The 12,110-nt window shown below is 65.5% G+C and carries 13 protein-coding genes and 1 pseudogene; 5 read left to right on the plus strand and 9 right to left on the minus strand.

The genetic code is table 11. From position 1 onward, the window contains the following. Window positions 1–41: 41 nt before the first annotated feature. The 4 genes from RM423_RS17110 to RM423_RS17125 form a co-directional block, all read right to left on the minus strand. Window positions 42–602, minus strand: coding sequence for a hypothetical protein (locus tag RM423_RS17110; protein WP_311424258.1), 561 nt, complete (start codon window positions 600–602; stop codon window positions 42–44). Window positions 603–763: 161 nt separating this feature from the next. Further along, window positions 764–985: a hypothetical protein gene (locus RM423_RS17115; RefSeq protein ID WP_311424259.1), complete on the minus strand. Its 222-nt coding sequence runs from the start codon at window positions 983–985 to the stop codon at window positions 764–766. Window positions 986–1,031: 46 nt separating this feature from the next. Next, window positions 1,032–1,604, minus strand: a complete 573-nt coding sequence (gene pth / locus RM423_RS17120; protein WP_311424260.1) for an aminoacyl-tRNA hydrolase — start codon at window positions 1,602–1,604, stop codon at window positions 1,032–1,034. Between the two features lie 58 nt (window positions 1,605–1,662). Then, a complete protein-coding gene (locus RM423_RS17125; RefSeq protein WP_311424261.1) occupies window positions 1,663–2,289 on the minus strand; it encodes a 50S ribosomal protein L25/general stress protein Ctc in 627 nt (208 codons plus the stop codon). A 477-nt stretch (window positions 2,290–2,766) separates the two neighbouring features. On the opposite strand from RM423_RS17125, the gene RM423_RS17130 reads away from it, so the two are divergent. From RM423_RS17130 to RM423_RS25725, 4 genes are all read left to right on the plus strand, one after another. Beyond that, window positions 2,767–3,351: a dienelactone hydrolase family protein gene (locus RM423_RS17130; protein ID WP_311424262.1), complete on the plus strand. Its 585-nt coding sequence runs from the start codon at window positions 2,767–2,769 to the stop codon at window positions 3,349–3,351. A 522-nt stretch (window positions 3,352–3,873) separates the two neighbouring features. Then, window positions 3,874–5,079: a methyltransferase domain-containing protein gene (locus RM423_RS17135; RefSeq protein WP_311424263.1), complete on the plus strand. Its 1,206-nt coding sequence runs from the start codon at window positions 3,874–3,876 to the stop codon at window positions 5,077–5,079. A gap of 55 nt (window positions 5,080–5,134) precedes the next feature. Next, a complete protein-coding gene (locus RM423_RS17140) occupies window positions 5,135–5,788 on the plus strand; it encodes a 4a-hydroxytetrahydrobiopterin dehydratase (RefSeq protein WP_311424264.1) in 654 nt (217 codons plus the stop codon). A gap of 312 nt (window positions 5,789–6,100) precedes the next feature. Next, window positions 6,101–6,652 (plus strand): GNAT family N-acetyltransferase, encoded by a 552-nt coding sequence (locus RM423_RS25725; protein ID WP_396327761.1) that lies wholly within the window; start codon window positions 6,101–6,103, stop codon window positions 6,650–6,652. 78 nt (window positions 6,653–6,730) lie between these two features. Here RM423_RS25725 and RM423_RS17145 read toward each other — a convergent pair whose 3' ends face one another. The 4 genes from RM423_RS17145 to RM423_RS17160 form a co-directional block, all read right to left on the minus strand. Further along, complete coding sequence (locus RM423_RS17145) at window positions 6,731–7,930, minus strand: DNA glycosylase AlkZ-like family protein (RefSeq protein ID WP_311424265.1); 1,200 nt, start codon at window positions 7,928–7,930, stop codon at window positions 6,731–6,733. Between the two features lie 3 nt (window positions 7,931–7,933). Next, window positions 7,934–9,235, minus strand: coding sequence for an MFS transporter (locus RM423_RS17150; protein ID WP_311424266.1), 1,302 nt, complete (start codon window positions 9,233–9,235; stop codon window positions 7,934–7,936). Further along, on the minus strand, window positions 9,232–9,846 hold the full coding sequence (locus RM423_RS17155; RefSeq protein ID WP_311424267.1) for a hypothetical protein: 615 nt from the start codon (window positions 9,844–9,846) through the stop codon (window positions 9,232–9,234). Before RM423_RS17155 ends, RM423_RS17150 begins: the two co-directional genes overlap by 4 nt. Window positions 9,847–9,990: 144 nt before the next feature. After that, window positions 9,991–11,037 (minus strand): YncE family protein, encoded by a 1,047-nt coding sequence (locus RM423_RS17160; protein ID WP_311424268.1) that lies wholly within the window; start codon window positions 11,035–11,037, stop codon window positions 9,991–9,993. Between the two features lie 165 nt (window positions 11,038–11,202). Here RM423_RS17160 and RM423_RS17165 point away from each other — a divergent pair. After that, window positions 11,203–11,595, plus strand: a pseudogene (locus tag RM423_RS17165) (transposase); the annotation flags it as partial. Between the two features lie 44 nt (window positions 11,596–11,639). Here RM423_RS17165 and RM423_RS17170 read toward each other — a convergent pair. Then, a complete protein-coding gene (locus RM423_RS17170) occupies window positions 11,640–11,885 on the minus strand; it encodes a hypothetical protein (RefSeq protein ID WP_311424270.1) in 246 nt (81 codons plus the stop codon). Window positions 11,886–12,110: the final 225 nt, after the last annotated feature.

The raw sequence follows: 12,110 nt of genomic DNA on the forward strand, positions 1-12,110 counted from the left end.
CGCCGCCGGCACTCCGCCTGCGGCTACCGCAGCCCGATCACCTACGAGAACACCACCACCGCGGCTACGCTACGACCGGCCGCATAACAATCAAATCGCGTGTCCACTTTTCGGGGCGAAGGCCCGTAGACGGCACCGGCGGTGTAGAGGTTCTCGCTTGCGCCGCCGGGGGACGCCGCCTGCCGGACGTGGGTGTTGTACGCCGGGGTGCCGGACTCGCCGTCCCACCAGTCCGAGGGGCCGGCCCGGAAGTACGGCAGGGTGGTGCCGTTGTTCGGCTGGTTGCCGAACGCCTGGGTGAGGGTGAACACGCCGGCCGGGGTGTGCGCGCTGCCTTCGCTGGCGTGGCCGATGCCGAGCTCACCGACATAGGCGGTGTAGGGGCCGGCCGCGTGCCAGTAGCCACCGCGGCCGGAGGTTTGCCAGAGGTCGAGCCGAGCCGTTGTCGACTGGGCGCTGGTCGCCTGGACGGTGATGACCCGCTGCGGAGTAGCCGTTGCGGCGGCGACCGGTGCGGCGGTGGCGGCGAGCACCGTCACACCGATCCCGCCCACCACGGCTCCCAGCACCGCGACCATGAATGACTTCAGGAATCCGCGCATGACTTCTCCTCGGGGCAACACCCCTGACCATCCCCGTACCAACAACAGCACTGCTTACCGGACCACTTGGTAGAGGTATACCGGACCACCGTTGACCTGTCACGGCAGCGACAATTGGACGGCTGCCGCAGCGACTGATTTGGACGGTCGCGGCAGCGGGTTCAGGCCGTCGCGACCTGCCCATTGCCGATCGTCCACCCGAAGCCACCGCGGGGAACGAGCATCAGCCGGAGGCCGCCGTTCAGCTCGAACTGCAGCGGCTCGGGCACGCCGTCGTCGGTCAGTTCACCGATCGGCGAGAACTCCAACGCCGTCCGGTAGAAGTCATAGGACGTCCGCCGGTCCGCGATCGGAAGGCTGATCACCACAGGTTGCACCTTCATCCGACACTCCCGACTGTTCGGCACAGCTATGAGTTGTTCAGCACGGCTATGAGTTGAACTCATTTTGGGCGGCGTCGAGGCCCTTGGCGATAATTGCTTCGGCCGCGTCCGCCGCGCGGTCGACGAAGAATGCCAGCTCTTTGCGCTCAGCCGCTGCGAACTCGCGCAGCACGTAGTCGGCCGGGTCCTGGCGGCCGGGGGGACGCCCGATGCCGAAGCGCACCCGGGCGTACTCCTTCGATCCGAGCGCCGCGGTGGTCGACTTCAGGCCGTTGTGGCCGCCCTCGCCGCCACCGCGCTTGAGCCGCAGGGCTCCATAGGGCAGGTCCAGCTCGTCGTGCACGAGCACGATCCGCTCGACCGGGATCTTGTAGAACCGGCTGACAGCGACGATCGGGCCGCCGGACTCGTTCATGTACGACTTGGGCTTGGCCAGGATCACCGACTCACCGGCGAGGCGCCCCTCGACCACGTCGGCGCGGCCCTTGTGTGCCTTGAACGAGCCACCTGTCCGGCGGGCAAGTTCCTCCACCACGAAGAAGCCGGCGTTGTGCCTCGTCCCGGCATAGCGAGGGCCCGGATTGCCCAGGCCGACGATGAGAAATCGTTCGTCCGGCATGAGCTGATCCGGGCCCTTTCGCCGTTAGCTGCGTGCGGCGGACAACGGGTGTCCGTCCCTACTCGGTGGTCTCGGTGGGCTTGTCCTCGACGATTCCGAGCTCCTCGACCGCTTCGGCCGTCTCGGCCTCCAGGTCCTCGGCGGTCGGAGCGGCACCGACGGCAACCAGCAGCGTCTCGGGGTCGGTGACCAGGGTCGTCCCGGCTGCCAGGGTCAGGTCCTTGGCGGAGACACTGCTGCCGACCTCCATGCCCTCGATCGAGATCTCGATCTCGGTGGGCAGGTGGGTGGCCTCGGCCTCGACCGTGACCGAGGTGGCGTCCTGCGCGAGCAGGCCACCGGGAGCGATCTCGCCGGTGAGAACGAGGGGAACGTCGATGGTGACCTTCTCGCCGAGGCGCACCGCAAGCAGGTCGACGTGCTCGAAGTCGCCCCTGATCGGGTCGCGTTGGATGGCCTTGGGAATGGTCAGCTGGTCTTCACCCTCGAGGGCGAGGGTCAGCAGGACGTTGGAGCCACCCCGGCGAATCGCGAGGGTGAACTCACGGGCCGGCAGCGAGACGTGGCGCGGGTCCGCGCCGTGGCCGTAGATGACCGCGGGGATCTTGCCCGCACGACGGGTACGACGAGCGCCACCCTTGCCGAACTCGGTGCGTACTTCGGCGTCTAAACGAACTTCGGACACGGGGGCGCTCCTTGATACTGGTTAACGTTGCTGAGTGGGGACCGGCGGCGGACCAGTGGTCCGACTCAAGTCGTATGCGGTTGTCTGCGCGGTGTTGCCCCAACGCACCGGTCTCGACACAGCGCCCGCCTCACCACTGTGGTGCAAGAGTGGTGCGCGAGCACAGCAGTCAACACAGCGCCGGCAAGCACCGCGTCGATAACGGGCCCCTGCGAGGCACTTGACAGTGACTCGCGGGCTCCCTCGCCGAGGCAACCCGTTGATCCTACAAGGCACTATTCTCCCAGCGAAATCGGGTCCCGACGGCGGTCCGAGTCATGCTCGAACCGGCGCGGGGCATACCTGTTCGGATAGCGACCGGCGTTGGCCGAAGTCGTGTTGCCAGGCTCCTGGCTGGACGCATGGCGCTTGACGCCTTCTCCGTCCTGTAACTGCGGCCTGGCAACACTGTCGGCCTCGAAGGGCAGACTGTGGCGTATGACTGACATCGCGTTGTTCCACTCGGTGCTCGGCGTCCGACCTGGCGTGACTGAAGGCGCTGCTCGCTTACGAGCCGCTGACCACGAGGTGCTGGTTGTGGATCAGTACGACGGTCAGGTCTTCGACGACTACGACGAAGCCAACCGGTTCGCCCAAGCGATCGGTTACCCCGCGCTGATGCAGCGTGCTGCGCAGGCCGTGGAGGGTCTGCCCGACGGGTTCATCGCCGCGGGGTTCTCCAACGGTGGCGGCATGGCTGAGTTCGTCGCCACGGTGCGTCCGGTGGGCGGGGTCCTGATGCTGTCTGGCGCCCTTGCCCTGGGCATGATCGGAGTCGACGCCTGGCCAGCGGGAGTGCCGGCCCAGATCCACTACACAACGGCAGACCCGTTCCGAAATCAGGAGTGGATCGATGCCGTGGTCGCGCAGGTGAAGTCGGCGGGTGCGGCTGTCGAGATCTTCGACTATCCCGGGGCGGGACACCTGTTCACCGACTCCTCGATGCCGGCCGAGTATGACCAGCGGTCCACCGAGCTGCTGTGGTCGCGAGTCCTGCCGTTCTGCGCGGCGGCAGCGAGGTAAGGCAGCTCCGCGGCCAGCTTGTCTGTTGCGCGGTTTCGCCCGCACGCTGAGTCCTCGGTTTTCCGCCCGTCGACGCTCACCTACTGGGACGGCGTTTGCTTGAAATGGCGGCGTTGAACATCACGGCGATGGGTTCGACCGCGTCCGGTGCCTCCGAGCGACCGCGGCTGCCGTCTCGTGCAGGCGCTGCCAGCGGAGCAGCCGTGTTGGCCCGTCCGCTGGTCCCAGCGTGCAGGCCAGTGGGAGCGGGTCACGCTGATCGAGATCTGGAGCATTGTTCATGCCTCAAGTGCAGGCGGTCGCGCGGTTCCCGTCAAGTCCGTCCCCTCTGACCGATCGTCTACGGGACTCCGCGCTCGGCTGGCAGACGCCCGGTCCAGCAGGATCCGCCACCGAAATGGGCGGGTAAGGGAGCGGATCCGAACTGCTCGTCCCTTCGGGCTTGCACCTGACACGGTGTCAGGCCCTAACGTTCGCTGCATGTGTGCCGCCCCGAGACCACGACCTGCCGCGTCATGGAGCGTGGGCGAACTGTCTCGGGCAACCGGCCTATCCGTGCGAGTGCTGCGGCATTGGGAGCAGCTGGGACTCGTCACGCCCGCCCGCACAGCCAGCGGCCACCGTCGCTACGGGGCAGCCGAGGTCACCCGCTTGTATCGGGCGCTCGCTCTTCGCCGCACGGGCTTGAGCCTGCGGCAGGTCGCGACGCTGTTGGAGGAGCAGGATCCCGACCCCTCCTCGACGCTACGGGCGCACCTCGCCGAACTCGACGAAGACCTGCGTCGCCGCGGCGGCCTACGGGATCGCCTGGCCAGCGCCCTCGCCGGTCTGGAGGGCACCGACCCGGCCAACCACGGCGAGAGCGGCACGGACGCGCAACTACTGATGAAGGTGATTGAGACGATGATGATGTTCGAGCAGTACGTCCACGGCTATCGGCCCGAGGAGAACCTACGCTTGCACGACCAGGCCGGCACACTTGTCGAGCTGCTGCACGGCGACACCGGCTACCCGCCCGGCAGCACGGTGCTTGAAGTCGGCTGCGGAGTCGGTGCGCAGACCGTTACTCTCGCCGGACGCAGCCCCGGCGCACGGATCACCTCCGTCGACATCTCGACTGACTCCCTTGCCGAGGCCAAGAAGCGCATAGCAGCTGCGGGCATCGATACCGTCACCTTCGCATCGGCCGACGTGTTCGCCCTGCCCCACCACGATGGTGCCCTGGCTGCTGAGATGTTCGATCACGTCTTCGTGTGCTTCCTCCTCGAACATCTGCCCCGACCCGTCGAGGCCCTCACGCGGCTGCGCAGCATGCTCAAGCCCGGCGGCAGCCTCACCGTCATCGAGGGAGATCACGGCTCGACCTACTTCCACCCCGACAGCGACGCCGCCCAAGACACGATCGACTGCCAGATCACGCTGCAGCGCCACGCCAAGGGGGACGCCTTGATCGGCCGGCGTCTGTACCCACTGCTGGCCGAAGCCGGCTGCCACGACGTGACGGTCTCTCCCCGCATGGTCTACGTCGACGCCACTCGGCCCGACCTCGTCGACGGGTTCATCCGCAAGACCTTCACCGCCATGATCGCCGGCGTCCGCGAGCCCGCCATCGCCGCCGGGCTCATCGACGCCGACCGCTTCGACACCGGGATCCGAGACCTCGAACGAACCACCGAACCCGACGGTGTGTTCTGCTACACCTTCTTCAAAGCCACCGCGACAAGATGAGCGGACATTCCGGCAGCCGGGCCCGGCTGTCAGTCCCTCGTGGCACAGTCGAGCCGTGGACAGACTCAGCAACCAACAGATCCTCGATGCAGGGCTTGCCGACTGGCGCAAGCTGGCCCAGGCACTGCACGCGCGCTACTCGATCCCGGACTACATCACGGCAGCGGCGTTCGTCGCCGAGGTGGCACAGGTCGCCGAGGCCGGCGGTCACCACCCCGACCTGAAACTGACCCACGGCGTCATCGACGTCTCGCTGTGCACCCATGAGGACGGCCTATGGGTCACCCAGAAGGACATCGACATGGCCCGGACGATCAGCGAGATCGCCCGCGAGAGCGGGCTCGATCCCGAGCCCACCGCAGTGACCCAGCTCGAGATCGCGCTCGACACCGCGCACGAGGACAGCGTCGCCCCCTTCTGGTCGGTCCTGCTCACCGGTAGCCCGGACAACAAGATCTACGACTCGGTCTTCGACCCCACCGGCCGGGTCCCTGGCCTGTGGTTTCAGGGCACTGAAGACCACGAGACTCCCCGCCAGCGCTGGCACTTCGACCTTTGGCTCGCCCCCGACGTGGCCGACGAACGGATCGCGGCGGCCGTGGCTGCCGGCGGGTCCATCGCCGACGACTCTGCGGCGCCATCCTTCACCGTGCTCTCCGACCCCGACGGCAACCGCGCCTGCATTTGCACCACACTCGGTCGCGACTAATCAGGGTCGGGTTATGTCCGTACAGGTGCGGCCGGCGACGGCGGATCGATGGGATGACCTCGTCACGGTGTTCGGGCGACGCGGCAATGATCCTTCGTGGTGTTGGTGTCGGCTCTTCCTCAGCTCGGGAACTGACGAGCCCTCGTCGTCTAACCGGACACCGGACCACCGCCAGGCGCTGCGGCAGGAGATAACTCATGCCCCGACCGCTCCGGGTCTGATCGCTTACGTCGGTAATCAGCCTGTGGGTTGGACCCGAGTCGGTCCCCGTTCTGGCTTTCCGGGGGTCAGGGGAAACAGGGGCCTGGCAAGGTGCTCATCGATGATCCCGGCGCCTGGTGGGTGACATGCTTCGCAATCGACAGCCGCCACCGGCGATCAGGCGTCGCGTCAGCGCTACTCGAATCCGCCGTCACGTTCGCCCGTGATCACGGTGCGACGGCCGTCGAGGGTCACCCGGTGGACGTGGCTGGCTTGACAGCTACTCGTGTGAGCGGATCTGCGCTCTATCCAGCGCGGCGCTGCACCGTGCCCCGCAACATCACCCCACGAATCGCGAACTCCCACCACACCGGCTCACCAACAACGGCCGACGCCACACCAGCAGGCTGCCAGGACCGCCTCGGCCGGTGTCGGCGTGCAGCCTGGCGTCAAGTAACCGCCATCGTTTTTGGTACGGGCGTTCACCGGCTTGTGAGCGCCGAGGTCGCTAGCGGTCGGTCGCGCGAGCACGTACAGCTTGCCTGGGCTCGGGGTGCAACAGCACATGTGCAGGATCATGCGCTAAGCACGGCTGCGGAGCTGATTACGCCCCCGAGCCCCCGCGTTCACCAGGCGGGTTATGACCCACCGGTGGTGGAATAGATCCGTGGAGACCATCGCCGTGCTTGGTCGAGGAAGAGTTGATAGGGCTGATGTGGGGTGACGCGGCCGGCAAGCGCTTCAGCGCTGATGGTCGCCGCGTAGCTCAGCAGGACGAGGCGAAGAACCCACTGCGACGAGAGCATCACTGTCGCCGATTCTCGGTTTTACTGGAGCGGCGTTCACCTGATCTTGAAGGCGACCGAGGGCTTGGTTCAGCACTCCAAAGAACTCTCCGCTCTCGGACGGTTCTTCTGGCTGTGCCGCCAGGACTTCGATGGTGTCGCTCTGCCGCTTGAGGTCGGCCCGACCTGCGAGTCGTCCTTGGTGCAGAACAACCATCACGTAGTAGCCGTACTGACGCTTGGCCACCGGCTTGTACGCCTCGAACGTGTAGTCGAACCCGAAGACGCGGCGTGTACGGTGGCGGTCCCAAATGAGGTTGTCGAAGGGTCCGATAAGTAATGGATGGTCGGGAATCGAATCGTCTAGCTCGTGCGGAGAGGCTGTTACCCATCCTGGTTGGTCCCAGCCGTCGACGTGGATAGGTGTCGCGTTCGTGGCTTCGAGCCCGATCGCGACGTCTTTCTTGGTGAGGTTGTAGTAGGTAGCGATGTCTTGAGCTGTGGCGATGCCCATAGCGTGCAAAGCTTTTCGGGTGATCTCAGCAAGGATCTCGACGTCGCTGAGATCAGCCGCTAGCAGCGATCCAGGCAATCGCTGCTCGGCGAGGTGGTAGACGCGTTTGGTCGCGCGGCGAGCGCTGCAGACGACGTCTCCACAACGTAGGAGGTATTCCACAGCACGTTTACGTTCGGACCAATTCCAACCCTTGCCGGCTGTACCGCCCTTCTCGATGTCACCGATAACTGCGCCCTCTGGATTCGCGATGACGGCCAAGACCTCCCGTAGGACGGAGCTTGGCGGTTGCCACTTCGCAGCCCGACTACGGTCACGTGCCAGTCGAAATAGCGGCCAATCCTCTATGGGCACCAGGCATGCGGCGTGAACCCATGTTTCGAAGGCCGCTGGGCGTTCCGCCGACCACAGATGCTCATCAATGTCAGTCACACGTGTCTGCCGAGGCAACCGCGCCAAAGTAGTGAGCCTGTGCGCCTTCGCAACCGGCTGAAGAGGATCGAGTTGAAGCAGCCCGAGCCTTCGCAACGTGATGGCGCTGTCGACGGGGACGGTACCGCCAAACTGTGCGGCGATGGCGATGTGTGCGGCATGATCCCGAGTTAGCCGCTCGTGGCTGTGCCGCCAGGCAGTTGCTGTCACGCCTCAGCCCGCCCGGGCGGCACTGGGAGCGGGTGGGCTGCCGGCGGCAGTCTGTGTCGCCTGCCGGGCCCAGACCACTTGCAGCACCGAGTAGGCGACAAAGACGGCCGCGGTCGCAGTAACCAGTTGCAAGCCGGCTTCGATGTGCTCGCCACGCCCGATGACAACTCCGGCGAGGGTAATTCCCAGCAGGTAGCCGACATTGTTCCCAACCGGTACCCACGTGTTGGCTTCGTGGATCACATCGTCAGGGATCTCCTTATCCATCATGAGGTAAGAGTTGATGTACAGCGGAGTTACCACCAAACCCGCAGCCACAAGAAGGACACCCAGCAGCCAGAGCTGGTGAGCGGCAAATCCAGCGAGCAGCGGCGTGCCGAAAATGAGACCGAGGACGGCTTGACGAAGGCGAAGACTGGCTGCCCACGTGATCGTGGCGTAGACGAGGGCGCCGACGACGCCCCCCAGACTGATACACGCGAGGACAAAGCCGGCGTCGCCCGGCGATCCGGCCGCTGCGCTCATCGCCGGTACCAGGATGGCCAGAATGCCGAAGACGGTACCCATGAGAATCAGCGGCGCCACGATCCTTTGGAGCTCCCGACTCGCGATCGGTCCGGCGAGCGTTCGTACGATCCGCCGAGGCGCCGGCTCAATGGTGACGTCCTGTGGCAGTGCGGTGTCGGCGGCGCTCACGACCGACTTTTGCTTGGAGTGTAGAGCTGACCGAACCTCTTTTGACGACAGCGTGAGCGTGATTCCTGCGGCAGCCGCGGCCCACACAAGGAACACCGCCGGCCTGATCCCAACTGTCACCATGAGCACCGAAGCGAACAACGGCCCGAGCAGGAAACCCGCTTCCTCAAGAATCGAGTCAAAGGAGTGCAGCGCCTTGACTTCGTCGTCATCCGTACCGATGGATCGCCATGTGGTCCTGACGACTGCATCGATCGATGGACTAACAATCGCGGAGAGGCCCGCAGCGAGCAGCGCAATGGGCCATGGAATATGGGATGAGGTCGCCGCGACGGCAAGAAAGAGCAGGGCCGCTACGGATAGAGTGGCCTGCGGGATGAGCACCCGTTCCCGGCCGATGCGGTCAAGCAACCGCGCCCGAAACGGTGCCGTCGCCGTCATAGAGAAGACCCAAAAGCCCTGAACGGCCGCCGCGGGGCCGTAGCCGCGTGCATTCGCGAGTGACACGACCAGCACCACCGGAAATGCCGCGCCCGCGATGCGGTTGAGCGACAGCGCACCCAGCAGGGCCGCCGCGCGCCGGTTCTTGACCACAGCCTTGCCTATCACGCGTCACCACGTTCTTCTATCGATGCTTGGACGGAGTCCCTGCCCAGCAAAACCAGTCGAGCGATCGGCTGACCTTTGTGCAGGGTGACGACGGCGGTCGGTTCTATCGCGAGACTGAAACCTGCTCCGTCCCAGGTCCGATTGATCTGCCGGCCGGTCATGACGCCGGTCGGCACCCTGACGCCCGGTGAGTCGTCTAGACCGGTCACCAGGAGCAAGCTATCCGCCGGGATGCGTATCCCCCAACCGAGACGCCACTCGACCGTGCCTGCGCCGTTGGGAAGGAACATGGCCTCCCAACCGCCCTCCGTGCCGCGGAACTGGTAGGCCCGCGCCCAGTCGTTACGCTCCGTGGCGATGAAGCCGTCGCCACGGCGCCAGAACTCGCTTCGGCCGAGTAACCGACCAGCTTCTTGGAGTTGGTCGTCACCGGCAGCGATCTGTACCTCGCGGACCGGCGACAGGGTGATGTCAAGGGGTGAACAAACCACCCAGCCGAGTTCTTGACCCATCACCCACGGCACGCACGCCTCCGGGTAGCGGATCATGCGGTGATACCGGAAGTTGTCCGCGAGCACTCTGGCGTCGTGGTGGACAGCTGAACGTTCCACCCGCTGCTTACTTGGCAGTACTGCCCAGTCGTGGATGCGGCGTACGTGCACTGTCACCAATTCGAATGGCCTCCCAGCAATAGGAACGTGCGGCCGACCCGCACTGTCGGGTCGGCCGCACCATCGTCAAAAGACTGAATTGAACTAGGCAAGCGCTCCAGAGGACGCCACGCGTCGACTGGACGGCAATGACGCCACATCGAGGATGGACACGCTGCAAGGACCGTAGCCGACCTCGATCTGCTGGTAGCCGAACTCCCCGGTCGGCTTGTCCAGCGGTGCAGACCGCAGATCGACCACTGTGAGGGTGTTCGGCCCGTAGTCTGGGCGCCCCGACCCGGCGCTACTGACGATTCCCCGGGCGAAGTTCGTGATGTAGAGAGTGTCGTCTTCCCCATCCACGGTCAGACCTCGAGGACCCGGACCAACCGGGATTGTCCGGGTCACCTGCAAGGTTTCCAGATCGATCACTGCTACCTCGGAGATGGGCTCCACAGAGACGAGGGCATAGCGGTCATCAGCTGTGAAGGCGATCGCCCGGCCACCCAGATGTCCCAGCTCGATCCGGCCAACTTCGTCGGTGGCCATCTCGATGACCGAGACAAAGGTAGCCTGGGTGTTGGCGACGAAGACGCGCCTGCCCGTCGGATCGATCGCGGCGCTGTAAGGGTGGGCAGTGCGGCCAACATCGATTAGCCGCTCGAGGGTCACATCCTCAGGGCGCCCAGCAGCGAGTGCGCCAATTGCGACCTTCGCGATTGCTCCGTCACCCCAGACGCAAACGTAGGCAAACTCGCCGTCGCCGGTCACAGTCATATGGCGTGGATCCCGTCCCACGACCATCTGGCGGAGTTCGACATTCAGCTCAAGATCGACGATCGATACGGTGTCGGAGCCTGAGTTGGACACGAGCAGGTACTTGCCACCTGGAACGATCCCCAGTCCACGAGGCCCGTTACCAACCTCGATGCGACGGACCTCCTCCAGTGACACCGGGTCCAGTTCAGACACCGTGTTCTGGCTCGTGTTCGACACGAACCCGCGCCCTTCCGCAGTGAACTTCACCGCGCCGCGCGGGGCATTGCCGACTCTGATCTGACGCAGGAGCTTGTGCTCATCCCTACCGTCCTTGCGGATCACTGAAACCACACCATCATCAGTATCGGTCGAAAAAATCTCGATTTGCGACATACGATTCTCCTAGAGAAAATGGGCAATTAAGGTCTACCCGAACATAGCAGCTAATGCCGACAGTGCAACCCTTAGCGCCAAACTACCCGTGGCCCACGCTGTTGCGCCATGTGAAGCGGGGGCTATATCCAGTACGTCGAGGTCGTGCAGCCTTTGCCGCCACAGGAGTTCAGCGCCTGGACGGCCCGGCGGCTGGACGGCCTGGAGCTGGACTACCTGTTCCTGGACGCCTCCATGTTCAAGATGCACCCCGGCGCCCGCGCCGAGCCGGTACTGGCCGGGTGGGGCATCACCACCACCGGCGCACCGGTGTTCCTCGCCCTGGCCGCTGGCGGCAGCGAGTCCACCGACGCCTGGGCCGACTTCCTCGACGAACTCACTGGCCGCGGGCTGCGGGTCGCCTCCGACGGCGCCGCCGAACTGCTCGCCGCGGTCGAGGCCACCCTGCCCCGCTCCCTGCGGCAACGCTGCCTGATCCACCGATCCAGAAACGTTCTTGCCAAGGTGCCGACCCAGGCGCAGACCGAGATCCGCGACGCCTACTGGGCCGTGCTCGACCGGGCCTCACGCGGCTGGCGCGGTATGTGATCACCGCCGCAGCTTCATTTCGGTTCACCCGAGGTGGCGTAGTACACCAGCACCTCGCCTGGTGTGTCTGGTGCTTCGTCGCTGGTTATGACGATCTGCAGCAGTTCGTGCCCGGTGTGGGGGCCGGTGATGTCGTGGATGAGGGTTTCGACGTCCAGGGCGTCGATCGCGGCTTGCAGGGTGGCGCAGGTCTGCAGCGGCGCCGCCCGGGGCAGCGCCTGCAGGGTGGAGTCGCAGGGCCGCAGTGTGTAGGTCGTCATGGTCTCTCCTCGGGTCGCGCCGCGGGATGTCGTCAAAGGCGGCGCGTCGAGGATGCGTCCGGGTCGGTGGACAGAGGCGGCTGCGGGGTGAGGTTGTGGACAACCTGGGAAGTGCGCGGTCGGCCCGGGCCCGATGCCAGGGCCGACCGCCACACCGGGACCATGGCGATGTTCGTTGCCGCCGGCTTCTCCGAAGTCGCGCGTACGTTCCCCACTCGGCCGGTG

The organism is Jatrophihabitans lederbergiae (assembly GCF_031845305.1).
GTDB lineage: Bacteria > Actinomycetota > Actinomycetes > Mycobacteriales > Jatrophihabitantaceae > Jatrophihabitans_A > Jatrophihabitans_A lederbergiae.

What these genes read in the sequence shown, in the direction of transcription:
- RM423_RS17110 (WP_311424258.1), bottom strand. Translation starts at nt 602, where the DNA reads ATGCGCGGATTCCTGAAGTCATTCATGGTCGCGGTGCTGGGAGCCGTG.
- RM423_RS17115 (WP_311424259.1), bottom strand. Translation starts at nt 985, where the DNA reads ATGAAGGTGCAACCTGTGGTGATCAGCCTTCCGATCGCGGACCGGCGG.
- pth (WP_311424260.1), bottom strand. Translation starts at nt 1,604, where the DNA reads ATGCCGGACGAACGATTTCTCATCGTCGGCCTGGGCAATCCGGGCCCT.
- RM423_RS17130 (WP_311424262.1), top strand. Translation starts at nt 2,767, where the DNA reads ATGACTGACATCGCGTTGTTCCACTCGGTGCTCGGCGTCCGACCTGGC.
- RM423_RS17160 (WP_311424268.1), bottom strand. Translation starts at nt 11,037, where the DNA reads ATGTCGCAAATCGAGATTTTTTCGACCGATACTGATGATGGTGTGGTT.
- RM423_RS17170 (WP_311424270.1), bottom strand. Translation starts at nt 11,885, where the DNA reads ATGACGACCTACACACTGCGGCCCTGCGACTCCACCCTGCAGGCGCTG.